The sequence below is a fragment of the Streptomyces sp. FXJ1.172 genome, from assembly GCF_001636945.3.
Lineage (GTDB): Bacteria > Actinomycetota > Actinomycetes > Streptomycetales > Streptomycetaceae > Streptomyces.
Map to the genome: position 1 here is coordinate 7916494 of NZ_CP119133.2, position 12222 is coordinate 7928715.

General features: G+C 70.5%; 9 protein-coding genes and 1 pseudogene. 5 read left to right on the forward strand and 5 right to left on the reverse strand.

The genetic code is table 11. The annotated features are described in order from the left end of the window. Nucleotides 1–24: 24 nt before the first annotated feature. Nucleotides 25–168, reverse strand: coding sequence for a hypothetical protein (locus A6P39_RS35780; RefSeq protein WP_199840942.1), 144 nt, complete (start codon nucleotides 166–168; stop codon nucleotides 25–27). Between the two features lie 230 nt (nucleotides 169–398). Continuing rightward, nucleotides 399–2669 carry a SpoIIE family protein phosphatase gene (locus tag A6P39_RS35785; protein WP_275883936.1) on the reverse strand — a complete coding sequence of 757 codons (2271 nt, stop codon included), beginning with the start codon at nucleotides 2667–2669 and terminating at the stop codon, nucleotides 399–401. 343 nt (nucleotides 2670–3012) lie between these two features. Here A6P39_RS35785 and A6P39_RS35790 point away from each other — a divergent pair, with 343 nt between their 5' ends. The 3 genes and pseudogenes from A6P39_RS35790 (at nucleotide 3013) to A6P39_RS35800 (ending at nucleotide 8415) form a co-directional block, all read left to right on the forward strand. Continuing rightward, the gene (locus tag A6P39_RS35790; RefSeq protein WP_067052571.1) at nucleotides 3013–5706 is read left to right on the forward strand and encodes a bifunctional acetate--CoA ligase family protein/GNAT family N-acetyltransferase; all 2694 of its coding nucleotides are present in this window, start codon (nucleotides 3013–3015) and stop codon (nucleotides 5704–5706) included. A 250-nt stretch (nucleotides 5707–5956) separates the two neighbouring features. Further along, nucleotides 5957–6771: pseudogene (locus A6P39_RS35795) on the forward strand (hemin transporter); the annotation flags it as partial. A 309-nt stretch (nucleotides 6772–7080) separates the two neighbouring features. Beyond that, nucleotides 7081–8415: a PP2C family protein-serine/threonine phosphatase gene (locus A6P39_RS35800; RefSeq protein WP_079133672.1), complete on the forward strand. Its 1335-nt coding sequence runs from the start codon at nucleotides 7081–7083 to the stop codon at nucleotides 8413–8415. 86 nt (nucleotides 8416–8501) lie between these two features. On the opposite strand, the gene A6P39_RS35805 is transcribed toward A6P39_RS35800, so the two are convergent. Together A6P39_RS35805 and A6P39_RS35810 are read right to left on the reverse strand one after the other, a co-directional pair. Further along, nucleotides 8502–8909, reverse strand: coding sequence for an STAS domain-containing protein (locus A6P39_RS35805; RefSeq protein WP_159396158.1), 408 nt, complete (start codon nucleotides 8907–8909; stop codon nucleotides 8502–8504). Between the two features lie 61 nt (nucleotides 8910–8970). Further along, complete coding sequence (locus A6P39_RS35810) at nucleotides 8971–9333, reverse strand: DUF488 domain-containing protein (RefSeq protein WP_067052573.1); 363 nt, start codon at nucleotides 9331–9333, stop codon at nucleotides 8971–8973. 318 nt (nucleotides 9334–9651) lie between these two features. Here A6P39_RS35810 and A6P39_RS35815 point away from each other — a divergent pair, with 318 nt between their 5' ends. Next, nucleotides 9652–10866, forward strand: a complete 1215-nt coding sequence (locus A6P39_RS35815) for a PP2C family protein-serine/threonine phosphatase (protein WP_067052577.1) — start codon at nucleotides 9652–9654, stop codon at nucleotides 10864–10866. A 461-nt stretch (nucleotides 10867–11327) separates the two neighbouring features. On the opposite strand, the gene A6P39_RS35820 is transcribed toward A6P39_RS35815, so the two are convergent. Next, complete coding sequence (locus tag A6P39_RS35820) at nucleotides 11328–11519, reverse strand: DUF6457 domain-containing protein (RefSeq protein ID WP_267893372.1); 192 nt, start codon at nucleotides 11517–11519, stop codon at nucleotides 11328–11330. A gap of 82 nt (nucleotides 11520–11601) precedes the next feature. Here A6P39_RS35820 and A6P39_RS35825 point away from each other — a divergent pair, with 82 nt between their 5' ends. Next, entirely contained in the window at nucleotides 11602–12102 is a 501-nt protein-coding gene (locus A6P39_RS35825; RefSeq protein WP_067052671.1) for a GNAT family N-acetyltransferase, read from the forward strand. Nucleotides 12103–12222 lie beyond the last annotated feature (120 nt).

Below are 12222 nucleotides of genomic sequence, written 5' to 3' on the forward strand. Positions count from 1 at the left end.
GCGCCGCGCCTCCCGGACCGGTCCCTACCGCTCGCCACTCCACTCGCGGTAGGCGGCCACCGCGGTGGGCAGCGTGGGGAAGATGAGATGCGCGCCCACGGAGTCCGCCAAGCCGTACGCCTTCAGGTCGTCCAGGAACTGCTGCTTGACCCGGGCGAGTGCGAACACGATGCCGCGGTCGGTGAGTTCCCTGGTCCGACTACGGAGCCGGCATCGTCATCGAGTCCACCGGCCGCTTCCGCGGCCGCGACGCCGCGGCCCTGCACCTGAAGGCCACAGGTCTTCGGCTGGTACGACAACGAGTGGGGCCACACCAACCGGCTGTTGGATCTCACCGCGCTGGTCGCAGACGACTGACGGCGGGAGGGAGCGCGGCAGGCGTGCACCCCGGCGCGTGCTCACACCTTGAGGCTGAACCACGTTGTCTTCCCCTCGTCCGTGGGACGCACGCCCCAGTCGTCGGCGAGGGCACGGACGAGCAGCAGGCCTCGCCCGGACTCCTCGTCCTCCGTCGCGAGACGCGGCTGGGGCAAGTGGGAACTGCAGTCGCTGATCTCCACAGTGAGATCGGTGTCCGTGCGGCACACGTGCACCCCGATGGGGCCCTGGGCGTGCTGCACGGCATTGGTGAGGATCTCGGAGAGCAGCAGGAGCGCGTCGTCGGTCGTGCCGCCGCAGTTCCATGTGCTCAGTGCCTTGGCGAGGAAGTCGCGGCCCGCCGGCACCGACGCGGGCGTGGCGGGCAGGTCCGCGGTGGCCGTGGCCAGGGGAGCCGCGGGGAGCTGCGTCAGCAGCAGCGTGACGTCGTCGTGGCCGTCCGCGTCGGGCAGCAGCGTCGTCAGGACGTGGTCGGCGGCGGTCTCCAGGTCGGGCACCGCGGTCGGGAGTTCGTCGAGGGTGGCGACGAGCTGGGTGAGCTTGTCCTCGATGTCGGTTCCGGGGGTTTCTATCAGACCGTCGGTGTAGAGCACGAGGGTCGCGCCGGGCTCGATGGTGCTGCAGCACTGCTCGTAGATCACCCCGCCGACACCGAGGGGGGCGTTCACCGGTGCGGGTAGCGTCCGGGTGGGTGCGCCGGGTACGGCGACGAGAACCGGCAGGTGGCCGGCGGAACACACGGTCACCTCCCCTGTGTCGGCGGCGATGACCAGATAGCAGCAGGTGACCAGCTGGTCGGGGACGTCGAGATCGGCGACGACGGTGTCCATCGCCTGCATCAGTTGCCGCGGCTGCAGCCCCGTCTTGGCCAACGCATGGGCTGCCGAGCGGAGTTGGCCCATGACGGCGGCGGCCTCGAGACCCCGGCCCATCACATCACCGATCAGCACACCCACTCGGCCGGCGCCCAGCGGGATCAGGTCGAACCAGTCGCCGCCGACGCCGGCCCCCTGGGTCGCGGGCCGGTAGCGGCTCGCGGTGGCGAGGCCGGGGATGGCGGGCGGCGTACCCATCAGACTGCGCTGCAGGGTCAGGGCGATGTGCCGCTGCTGCTCGTACAGCTCCGTCAACTCCGCCTCGGCGCGCTTGCGGTCGCTGATGTCCCGGACGATCGCGCACGCTCCCACGACCGAGCCGTCCGCTGCCCTGGTCGGCCACAAGGTGACATCGACGTCCAGCAGCTCTCCGGAGCGGGTCAGCCGCAACGTCTCGAAGTGCTCGACCTTCTCCCCCCGGCGCAGCCGCTCCAGGAGCGCGGTGATCTCGTGCTCCCTCGCGGACGGCGCCAGCACAGAGACGTGCCGTCCCAGGACCTCGTCCGCCGTGAACCCGTACAACCGCTGCGCCGCGGCGTTCCAGTACGTGATGCGGCCGTCCAGGGTCTTCGCGAGGATCGCGTCCTGGGAAGACTCGACCAGCGCGGCAAGCTCGTTGATGCGCTCCTCGGCGGCTTTGCGTTCGCTGACGTCGCGTACGGCGGCGGAGACGAGGAGGCCGTCGGTGGTTTCCAGGGGGCTGAGGCTGATTTCGACGGGGAATTCGGTGCCGTCTTTGCGTAGTCCGTACAGGTCGAGTCCGGCGCCCATGGGGCGGACCTGCTGGTTGTGGGCGTAGCCGTTGCGGTGTGCGGTGTGGTGGGTGCGGAAGCGGTGGGGGACGAGGAGTTCGACGGGGTGGCCGAGGAGTTCTTCGCGCTGGTAGCCGAAGAGGGCTTCGGTCTGGGCGTTGACGAGGCGGATGGTGCCGGTGTCGTCGACGATGACCATGGCGTCCGGTGCCGCCTCCAGCAGCCCCCGGAACCTCTCCTCGGCGGCTTTGCGTTCGCTGACGTCGCGTACGGCGGCGGAGACGAGGAGGCCGTCGGTGGTTTCCAGGGGGCTGAGGCTGATTTCGACGGGGAATTCGGTGCCGTCTTTGCGTAGTCCGTACAGGTCGAGTCCGGCGCCCATGGGGCGGACCTGCTGGTTGTGGGCGTAGCCGTTGCGGTGTGCGGTGTGGTGGGTGCGGAAGCGGTGGGGGACGAGGAGTTCGACGGGGTGGCCGAGGAGTTCTTCGCGCTGGTAGCCGAAGAGGGCTTCGGTCTGGGCGTTGACGAGGCGGATGGTGCCGGTGTCGTCGACGATGACCATGGCGTCCGGTGCCGCCTCCAGCAGCCCCCGGAACCTCTCCTCGGCGGCGCCCGGAACGCCACCGGGGACCGCGGCGCCGCACCGGCACCTGCCAGGCTCCACCGTGCAGAGGGGATCAGGTGGTGCTGTTTCGATCAGGTCGTTCATTCTCGTCCTCGCCCCCCAGGCTCACGTTGAGACAGGTCATCCCAACGCAAACCATGTGGTTCTGTCACGACAAGTCATGTAGTGGCCCTCAGTGTCCGAACTTGTGCGCACACGACGGCCGCGCTGACTGTTCCTTGGCGGTGTCCGTCCGGTCACTGCCAAAGCGGCGATCCGCGGACACCCGCCCCCGGGGGGAATAAGGGCCGACCGGCCCTCAAAGGACCTCCGCACAGCCCATGGGATCCCGTCGTGATCCGCCTGATGCTCGAACCATCGAGAGGCTTGGAGGAGATCCCTGATGCCGGACGCCGTGCTCAACCGACCCCCGGTTCACGCCCTGCTCGCGGACGGCACCACCGTGTGCATCCGTCCTGTGACCCCGGCCGACCACGACCAGGTGCGGAAGCTCTACGAGGAGATGTCCCCGGAGAACCTGCGTCTCCGGTTCTTCTCGCTGAGCCCGCGGTCCGCCGCCCTCGCCGCCGACCGGGCCTGCGCCCCGGCGCACCCCGGCTACCGGGCCCTGCTGGCCGAGACGCACGGCCAGGTGATCGGGCTCGCCGAGTACGACACGGCGGGGGCGAAGGACGAGGCCGAGATCTCCATCGCCGTATGCGACGGCCTGCACCACCGCGGAATAGGGACCTTGCTTGTCGAGCACCTGGTCTCCGCCGCCCGCGCCGACGGCATCACGACCTTCACCGCCGACGCGCCCAGCGAGAACCGCGAGATCCTGCGGCTCTTCGCCGACCTCGGCCTGCGTACGGCCCGCCGGTTCGAGGGGCCCGAGGTGCGCTGCACCATACAGCTGGACTCGGACGACGCCTATCTGTCGGCCGTGGAGGCCCGGGGCCGTGCCGCCGACGTGGCCAGTCTCGAGCCGCTGTTGCGCCCGAACGCGGTCGCCGTCGTCGGCGCCGGCCGCAAACCCGGTTCCGTGGGCCGGGCGATCCTGCACCACCTGAAGGCGGGCGGCTACACCCACCGTCTGTTCGCAGTGAACCCGAGCGTGAACCACATCCTCGGCGTGCCGTCCTACTCGTCCGTGAGCGCGCTGCCCAAGACCCCCGACCTGGTGGTCGTGGCCGTCCCGGCAGCCGCTGTCCCGGCCACGGCCGAGGAGTGCGGCAAGGCGGGTGTCCGGGCGCTGCTCGTCGTCACCGCCGGCCTCGACGCCGACCAGGCGCACACGCTGCTGGCCACGTGCCGCACCCACGGCATGCGGCTGGTCGGGCCCAACTGCCTCGGGATCTCCCACACCGATCCCGGCCTGCGTCTGGACGCCACGTTCGCCGCCGACCACCCGCTCCCGGGGACCGCCGGTGTCGCGGTGCAGTCCGGCGGGGTCGGCATCGCGCTGCTCGACGGACTGTCCCGGCTCGGCATCGGCGTCTCCACCTTCGCCTCCCTCGGCGACAAGTACGACGTCAGCGGCAACGACATGCTGCAGTGGTGGGAGAGCGACGGCCGCACCGAACTGGCTCTGCTGCACCTGGAGTCCTTCGGCAGCCCGCGGTCGTTCTCCCGCACGGCCCGCCGTGTGACGCGCCGGATGCCGGTGCTGACCGTGGACGCGGGCCGTACCGAGGCGGGCCGCCGTGCCGCGGCCTCGCACACCGCGGCGGCCGCCACCCGCACCATGACCCGGCAGGCGCTGTTCACCCAGGCCGGCATCACCGCGACCCGCTCGGTCGGCGAACTGCTGGAAACCGCCGCCCTGTTGCACTCACAGCCGCTGCCCGCCGGTACCCGCGTCGCGATCGCCACCAACGCCGGCGGCGCCGGGGTCCTCGCCGCGGACGCCTGCACAGAGGCGGGACTCTCGTCGCCGCCGCTCCCCACCGAGGTGATCGACGACCTGCTCGCCGTGCTCCCGCAGGGTGCCGCGGTCGGCAACCCCGTCGACGCCACCGCCGCCGTCACCGAGGACCAGCTCGCCGGCTGCCTGGACCGGCTGATGCGCCATCCCGGCGTCGACGCCGTACTGGTGGCGCTCGTACCCACGGCGGTCGCCGCGGCGACCGGTGACGACCTGATCCGGGCACTCACCGACGCTCCCGGTCGCCGGGCCAAGCCGATTGCCGCGGTACGTCTCGAACAGGACCTGCCGGTCAGGCTGCTGCCCGCCGCCGACGGCGGCACGGTCCCCTCGTACGCCGAACCGCAGGCGGCCGCACGGGCGCTGGCCCACGCCGCACGCCGCGCGGCCTGGCTCGCCCGGCCCCTGGGCACCGTCCCGGAACTCGACGGCATCGACACCACCCGTGCCCAGGAGATCACCGACACCTTCCTGGCCGCGCATCCGGACGGCGGCTGGCTCGACCTGCGCCCCTGCGCCGACCTGCTGGCCTGCTACGGCATCCCGCAGATCCCGTGGGCGTGGGCGGAGACCGAGGACGATGCCGTCCTCGCGGCCCGGCGGCTGCGCGGCCCGGACGGCCGGGTGGTGATGAAGGCCCACTGGCCGGGACTGGTCCACAAGAGCGAGCAGCACGCCGTGCACCTCGACCTCCAGGGCGATGCCCAAGTACGCGCAGCCTTCCGGGACTTCGTCACACGCTTCTCGGGACTGCTCACCGGTGTGGTCGTGCAGCCGCTCGCTCCGCGCGGCACCGAACTGTTCGCCGGCGTCGTCCAGGACGAGGTCTTCGGCCCGCTCGTCCTGTTCGGCCTCGGCGGCACCGCCACCGAGGTCCTCGGCGACCACGCCGCACGACTCGCCCCGCTCACCGACCACGACGTCCACGACCTGATCACCGCGCCGCGCTGCGCCCCGCTGCTGTTCGGCGCCCGCGGCAACGGGCCGGCCGACCTCGAAGGCCTGGAGCAGCTGCTCCTGCGCCTGTCGCGCATGGCTGCCGATCTGCCGCAGCTCGCCGAGGTCGACTTCAACCCCGTGCTGGCGACCACGGCCGACGTCTCCGTGCTCGACGCACGGGTGCGGCTCGTGCCGCGCACACCCCACGACCCCTATCTGCGCCGACTGCGCTGAGGAGGAACCCGGGACGAAGCACGACAAGGTCGGATCCGTGATGACCGAAGACGTCGTCCGCGCCTCCTACGGCACCCCTTTCATCACCTCGTGACGGGCATCTGCCTCGTCGGGGAGCAGGACCGACGGGCCCAGTCCTCCAGGGCGGTTCGGCCCTATTCCGGGTGACGGCTACACCGGATGATCGAAGTGCCGGTCGGACCCGCACGACGGATCCCGGCTGTGACGGTGAACGCCGTCCCGCTGCCAGCTGATGGCCGGCGCGCTCATAGCCCAGGAGGCGCGCCTGTACCAGGAAGCCGAGGTCGACCCGCGCAAGCCGTGGCGGCCGTGGACCGTGGTCGAGCGGCGCGAGGAGACCCCGGACGTGGTCTCCTTCCTGCTGCGCCCGGCCGACGACGGCCCCCTGCCCAAGGCGTGCGCCGGCCAGTACGTCAGCGTTCGGGCGCTCATGCCTGACGGCATCCACCAGACCCGCCAGTACAGCCTGTCCAACGCTCCCGGCGACCGCCTGCGGCGCATCACGTCAAGCGGGTGGCGGGCGTCGCCGACGCCCCGGAGGGCGAGGTCTCCAACCACCTGCACCGCACCGTCCGGACCGGCGACGAGTTCACCCTGTCCGCTCCGTTCGGAGACGTGGTCCTCGACGACGCCGACACCCCGCTGCTGCTGGTCTCCGCCGGCACCGGCTGCACCCCGATGGTCGCCATGCTCGAACACCTCGCCGCCACCGGTTCGCCCCGGCCGGTATGGGTCCTGCACGCCGACCGCACCCCCGCCGGCCACGCCCTGCACGCCGACACCCGGCGTCTGGTCGGCCAACTGCCCGACGCGAGGGCTGAGTTCTGGTACGAAGAGGACGCGACCGAGAAACCCGGCGCTCACACCGGCCTGATGGACCTCGACGGTCTGGACCTGCCCACGGACGCCGACGTCTACCTGTGCGGCTCGCTGCCCTTCATGCGCGCCGTCCGCACCCAGCTCCTCCAGGCCGGCGTCCCGGCACGCAGCATCCGCTACGAGGTCTTCGGCCCCGACCTGTGGCTCGCCCACGCGGAAGGCTGAGGGCCCCCGACGGCGTAGGACGCCCGCCGGCGCGAGGTGAACCAGGGCAAGGGCGACTCGACGGGCGCGGAACCCGGAGCTGTCGCCCTGGCTGGTCACGCTGTGTGGCTCGGCTCGACGCCCACGCGGACGCGCAGCTGAACGGGACCGTAGCCCGCCTGCCGGTCCGCCGTACGTGAGCGTGCTCAGTCCCCACCCCGGCTGCGTCCACCGTGTCGCGGAGGCCTGCCCATGGTCGGGTGAGCGCGTAGGGTGACAGGGAACGGCGAGGTGATGACGGCGCCGGGTGGCGCCGGGAGGAATCTCACCATGGTGCACGACCCGTCCAACGACAGCCCGCAGGCCAGGGCCTTTCCGGTCGGCGAGGCGTGGCAAGCGGTCCCGGACGGAGTGACCGCGCATGGCTCGCCGCTCGTTCTCGATCCACAACGGCTGCGGCAGTTGCTCGGCACGGTCGTGGCGATGAGCGGCGACATGGACACCCGCGCCGTGCTGCACCGCATCGTGGAAGCGGCCGCTCAGTTCGTCGGTGCTCGCTACGGGGCATTGGGCGTGCTCTCGGAGAGCGGCAAGGTGACCGACCTGATCACCGTGGGTATCGACGACCCGCACCTGTGCGCTGCCATGGGCCTGCCGCAGGGCCATGGCCTGCTGCACACCATGGTGGACGACCGGCAGCCGTTGCGGGTGGCGGATGTGGCCGCGCACCCTCGTTCCGCAGGATTTCCGGCCGGGCATCCGGTCATGCGGACGCTGCTGGGCGTTCCGCTGATGGTGCGCGGGACCGTCTACGGCGACCTCTACCTCGCCGACAAGACGGACGGCACGCCCTTCGACGACGATGACGAGCACCTGCTGACCGCGCTGGCCAGCGCCGCGGGCGTCAGCATCGAGAACGCCCGTCTGTACGAGCACCTCAAGCGCGCCGCCGAGCAATTCCAGCGCCGTATGCTCCCCGTCCTTCCGGACCTGGCACCGCTTGAGGCCGCGGCCCGCTACGAGCCCGCGTCCGAGCTGCCCAGGCTCGGCGGGGACTGGTACGACGCCGTGGTCCTGCCCGACGGTGCCACCTGTGTGGTGGTGGGCGACGTGACCGGCCACGACGTCGAGGCCGCCCCGCTGATGAGCCAGATCCGCAACATGCTGCGCGCCCTCGCCTTCGACCGGTGCGGGCCGCCCGGCCTGGTCGTGTCGCGCCTGGACCACGCCCTGACGATGTTCGAGGAGCCGCCGACCGCCACCCTGGTGTTCGGCCGCCTGGAACGGATCCGGGAGGGATACACCTTCGGCTGGAGCAACGCCGGGCACCCGCCTCCGCTGCTGATCGGACCGGACGGCAGCACCTGCTACCTGGCGCCCGCCCGGCACGGGATCCCGGTGGGCATCGACGCGTCCGTCCCACGGTTCAACCACACGCACCCACTTCCGCCGGGCGCCACCCTGCTGCTGTTCACCGACGGACTGGTCGAGCGCCGCGACCAGGACATCGACACGGGGCTGGGCGATCTGGCCGAGCACGCCGCCCACCTGGCCAGGGCCCCGCTGGAGGAGCTGTGCGACGCCCTGATCATCCAGAGTCGGCAGGTGTTCGACGATGACGTGGCCCTTCTCGCCCTGCGCACCCCGGGCGGTTCAGGCCGATGAGACGCCGGCCCCTCCGTCCACCCTCGCGTCCGGGTCTCTGGGTCGCGCAGGGAACCGACGGCCGTCGGGCTCGGAGAAGCGGTGCCTCAGGTGGACGACGGGTGTGGCCAGTGCACGAGGCTCCCCAGCGAAGGAGCGGATCGCGTCGCGTCGGCCGACGAGTGGTAGATCTCGTAGCTCTCGCGCATGCCGCTGAGGTCGAAGATCTTCAGTACCCGGCCAGGGACGGACGCGATACGCAGCGAGCCTTCCTGTTCACGGATGCGTTTCGTGACCGCGACGATCACGCCCAGTCCCATCGAATCCATGAAGGGGACGAAGCCGAGGTCGAGGATGAAGTGGCGGTGTCCCTCACCGAGGAGCTTGATCACCGCTTCACGGATCATGGGGGAGGTGTGGGCGTCCAGGTCACCGTCGACCTCGACGACGGTCCACCCGTTCACCACGTCGTAGCTCGCCATCATGCTCTGTTGCCGGATGATGTTCGTCCGCATGTCCATCACTCTCCACGTCTCAGGACGGCGTCGGCTTCATCGCCGGCATCCCGCGTCTTCGTCATCGGTTCTTGGTGAGCCAATCGGCGAGGACGGCGGCCTGGCTGTGGTCCACATCCTTGGTGGCCGTCAGCAGCACGAGCTTGTCGTGCCCGGCCAGGTCACGCAGATGCCCGGCTGCCTCGCGGTGCCCGGCGTCGCGCAGTTCTGCCAGGTAGCGGCGACGGAACTCGCTGAAGCGGCTGGGTTCATGGCCGTACCACTTGCGGAGTTCGGTGGATGGGGCGACCTCACGCAGCCACTCGTCCAGGTGCGCTTCCTCCTTGCGCATACCCCGAGGCCAGACCCGGTCCACGAGTACGCGCTTGCCGTCCTGCGGCGAGGTCTCCTCATAGACCCTGCGGCAGGCGATCTGTCTGACCATGACGGTGCCCTTCCAGATCGGCCGGTCGGCCCGCCCGCGAGCGGATGGGTGGGCTCGCTTTCCCGCTGCGCAGGCGGGCCTGTGGCTCACTCATTTTATCGAGAGCCGGGGCCGCAGCAGCGTCTGCATCTCGGTGACGCACGCAGTGATCGTGATACGGGACCGGCTGATCATCGGCAGTCGCACAAGGTGTGCCTGGTCCGGCTCAGACGGCCGCCTTGGCCAGAGGGCCGCCTTGGCCGCCGTCGCGCCCTCGCAATGATCACGCCGGACATGAGAGAGCACGGGAGCGGTGTGAGACTGGGCGCGGAAGGGGTGATGCCCGTGTCGGACCCACCACACGCGTCCTCCGATCCTGACACCACCGTCGACGAGAATCGACTGGAAGAGCTGATCATCGAGGCGCAGACGGCCCTCCCCGTCGAACTGCCTGCCCTGGCGAACCGGTGTGCCTCGGCCCTCGGCCTGCACACTGCGCTGATCTACCTCGCCGACCTGCAACAACGGCTGCTCATCCCGCTCGACGAGGCCTCGGAGCCGCTGCCGGTGGAAGGCTCGTCGGCCGGCTGGGCGTACCGCACACTCGCTCCGCGGGTGGCTGATACCGAGGACGGCTTGATCGTATGGATGCCTCTGGTCGACGGTGCGGAGCGGCTGGGTGTGCTGGCGGTGGGGACCGCCGCGCTCGACCGGGTGCGGATGCGCCGCAGTCGGATGCTGGCCCACCTGTTCGCCATGCTGATCACCTCCAAGCGTGCCTACAGCGACTGGCTCGCAGCCCGTGCCCGCACCGCGACCATGGGGTTGCCCGCCGAGATGCTGCGGGCCTTCCTGCCACCGCGCACCATCGGCAGCATCAGGTGCGTCTCGACCGCGGTCCTGGAACCGGCGTACGACATCGCAGGAGACGCCTTCGACCACTCGGTGGTCAAGAACGTGCTGCACACCATGATCCTCGATGCCATGGGTCATGACCTGACCGCCGGCCTGACCACGTCGGTTGCCATGGCCGCGGCGCGCAACGCCCGCCGCGGCGGGCGCGACCTGGCCGACGTCGTCGATTCCGTCGACCAGGCGCTCGCCGAGTGGCTGCCCGACCAGTTCTGCACCGGCGTGCTGTGCCAGCTGGATGCGGAGACGGGGGTGCTGCGCTGGGTCAACTGCGGTCACCCCCCACCGCTGCTGATCCGTGCCGAGCGGGTGCTCACCGGGGCACTGGACAGCCCCCCGCAACCGCCGATCGGCCTGGCCGGCCCACTCGCCCCGGCAGCCCGGAAGGTCCACGAGACGACGCTGGAACCGGGGGACTGCGTCCTGCTCTACACCGACGGTGTCGTGGAGGCCCGCGACGCGGACGGCGCGGAGTTCGGCCTCGACCGGTTCACCGACTTCATCATCCGCTCCAACGCCGCCGGCCAGCGCCCGGCCGAAGTGCTGCGCCTGCTCATCCACGCCATCCTCGAGTACCAGCGCAACCAACTGCGGGACGACGCGACCATCCTGCTCTTCGAATGGCGCCCGCAGTACCAGTGAGGCGGTCTGCGCTGAGCCGGAGCCTCCCGGCCGTGATGAAGCCTCAGCCAGGGCGACGGTAAGCCGTGCCACGGCAGCGGGGTCGCGGTCCACGGCCGTGTAGGCGGCCGGGCCGCGTTCGAGGGTCAGCCGGGCCGTGGCCCCGAGGCCCGCGGCGAACTCCACCACTCGGTCGTCGCTGCGGATGTCCAGGGCGTCCAGCATCCAGCGGGTCAGCTCCAGGCCGCCGGTGCGGAGCACCCGCTTGCCCGGGCGGGCCAGCAGCCAGTGGCCGGGCATTCGGGCGGCGTCCAGTCCGTCGCCGGGTACGGGGATGCTTTCGTGGAGGGCACGAGGGTCCGTCGATGCCATGTTCGTGCCTCGCTCTCTGCGCGCACCGACCTCTACTTAGGCGAACCTAACTCGGAGTGCCGTCTGGGTGTGGGCCGAAGGTCCCGACCGAAGGGCCTCGTGGGCCGGTGTTAACGGGCACCGCCGGGTGTCTCTGCCGAGTTCGGACGGTGGTCGTCCTCGGCGGCCCACCTGGCCGCGAGTTCTCCTGCGCGCCGGGCTGCAGTTCCCACCGCGTCGGGACCGCCGCCGGCACGACCCGCCGCGTATCCGGCCAGGAAGGTGGTGATGTTCCAGCCCGGCTGCTTCGGTACGTACGGCATCCAGGTCGGTCCTCACACCCTGATCCTGGATGTTCTCCCCTCGTGTTCAGCCACGTCCGGCAGGGCTGACTACTCTGCCTGCATGGCTGCCCTCTCCCTTTCACCGCTTCGCTTCGCTCCGCAGGAGATCGCTGAGGTGGTCGACCTCTACACGAGCAACCCGGAGTACCTGCGCGCCGCTGGCGAGTACGACCCCGAGAACATCCAGGCCGACCGGGTCGAAGCCGATCTGCGGGAGGAATCCCGTACTGAGGGCTGCGAGGTACTGCTCGCCCGGGATGCGCGGAGGCAACTCGTCGCGCTACTGTGCCTGCTTGACCGTCACCCAACAGATGGCCAGCCCTGGATCGGGCTGCTGATGGTGCACGGCAACTTTCACCGCAAGGGCATCGGCCGATTGCTGGCCAACCTGGTTGAGGAGCGGTTCCGCAGCGAGGACCGGGACGGCATCCGTCTCGCCGTCCTGGAGAGCAACCCCGCCGCCCTCGTCTTCTGGAGTTCACTGGGCTGGCGGGAGATCGACCGTCGTGCCGACAGACAGCACGGCCGCCCCTGCATCGTCATGCACAAGCAACTGACCTGACCTTTGGAATACCTCGTCCAGCCTCGGTCTTTCATCAAGCCTCTGAGCGTTGCGGCTGAGTCTAAGTTCTGAGTGGGCTGGGTCGTGACGGTGTGATGCGGGCATGCGGCAGGTCCGGCG

Excerpts from the sequence above, each read along its gene's own strand:
- A6P39_RS35810 (WP_067052573.1), bottom strand. The coding sequence starts at position 9,333 with ATGGTCAGACAGATCGCCTGCCGCAGGGTCTATGAGGAGACCTCGCCG.
- A6P39_RS35820 (WP_267893372.1), bottom strand. The coding sequence starts at position 11,519 with ATGCCGTACGTACCGAAGCAGCCGGGCTGGAACATCACCACCTTCCTG.
- A6P39_RS35825 (WP_067052671.1), top strand. The coding sequence starts at position 11,602 with ATGGCTGCCCTCTCCCTTTCACCGCTTCGCTTCGCTCCGCAGGAGATC.
- A6P39_RS35790 (WP_067052571.1), top strand. The coding sequence starts at position 3,013 with ATGCCGGACGCCGTGCTCAACCGACCCCCGGTTCACGCCCTGCTCGCG.
- A6P39_RS35805 (WP_159396158.1), bottom strand. The coding sequence starts at position 8,909 with ATGCGGACGAACATCATCCGGCAACAGAGCATGATGGCGAGCTACGAC.
- A6P39_RS35815 (WP_067052577.1), top strand. The coding sequence starts at position 9,652 with ATGCCCGTGTCGGACCCACCACACGCGTCCTCCGATCCTGACACCACC.
- A6P39_RS35800 (WP_079133672.1), top strand. The coding sequence starts at position 7,081 with ATGGTGCACGACCCGTCCAACGACAGCCCGCAGGCCAGGGCCTTTCCG.